This window comes from Parachitinimonas caeni (genome assembly GCF_030129945.1).
Taxonomy (GTDB): Bacteria; Pseudomonadota; Gammaproteobacteria; order Burkholderiales; family Chitinimonadaceae; genus Parachitinimonas; species Parachitinimonas caeni.
Map to the genome: position 1 here is coordinate 1 of NZ_JARRAF010000203.1, position 416 is coordinate 416.

The following is a 416-nucleotide window of genomic DNA, read 5'->3' on the forward strand; positions in this document are numbered from 1 at the left end:
GGGGGGTACAGCCTACCCAGTACGCCTACGATGCGGCAGGTCGCTTGGCCTATACCCAGGATGCCGATGGCAACCGTGTGTATCAGCTCTACGACGAAGCCAACCGGCTGGTTGGCGAATTGCACGGTGGCACCCGCGCCCTGACCGAACACATTTATAACGCCAGGGGCGAAAAAGTCCGCACGGTGCGTTATGCCACCCCGGTCAGCCAGACCGCGCTGGCAACGCTGGTCGTCAATGGCCAGCCGGCCAATCCGACCCTTGCCAGCCTGCGCCCGGCTGCTGACAACGCGCATGATTTGAGTGGCTGGTTCTTCTACGACAAGGCTGGCCGTCTGACCAAGGCGGTCGATGCCCTGGGTTATGTCACCGAAACCCGCTACGACGGCGCCGGTCGGGTCGTGGCGGAAGTCCGT

Annotated in this window: 1 protein-coding gene; it reads left to right on the forward strand. The window is 63.5% G+C overall.

The genetic code is table 11. The features are described 5' to 3' along the window. Window positions 1-416: RHS repeat domain-containing protein (locus PZA18_RS25815; RefSeq protein WP_284103468.1), on the forward strand; the 416-nt coding region annotated here is incomplete at both ends.